The sequence below is a fragment of the Pseudomonas sp. SMV71 genome (assembly GCF_052042015.1).
Taxonomy (GTDB): domain Bacteria; phylum Pseudomonadota; class Gammaproteobacteria; order Pseudomonadales; family Pseudomonadaceae; genus Aquipseudomonas.
The window spans coordinates 1-382 of record NZ_JBKGGU010000068.1 but is presented as its reverse complement, the minus strand read 5'-3'; the positions used below and the strand labels follow the sequence as shown (position 1 = coordinate 382).

General features: G+C 61.0%; 1 protein-coding gene. It reads left to right on the top strand.

Going from position 1 to position 382, the window contains the following annotated elements; genetic code table 11:
* Positions 1–382, top strand: a 382-nt coding sequence (locus ACLEJQ_RS25810) for an immunoglobulin-like domain-containing protein (protein ID WP_440799932.1), incomplete at both ends; no start/stop codon positions are given.

Here is a 382-nt window from a genome sequence, read left to right as displayed (position 1 = left end):
CAACGCTGCCGGTACGCCTGTTACCGTCACCCTGAGCAACGGTGCTGTGATTAATATCGCTGCCGGTGCAACCACCGGCACCGTCACCGTTGATGCGCCGAAGGACGACGTCTACAAAGACGCCGGCAAAGTGGAAGTCAGCATTGATAAAGCCACGGGTGGTAACTTCGAGAATCTGGTGCCAAGCACGACGCCTGCGGTCACTGACGTCACCGACACCATCGACACCAGCACCGTCTCGCTCACCGCGACCTCGACCGTTGCCGAAGGTGGCACAGTCATCTACACCGCCTCGGTCAACGCCCCGGTCACCGGCGCTCCGCTGGTTGTCACCCTGTCGAACGGTCAAACCATCACCATTCCAGTTGGCGCAAGCTCGGGC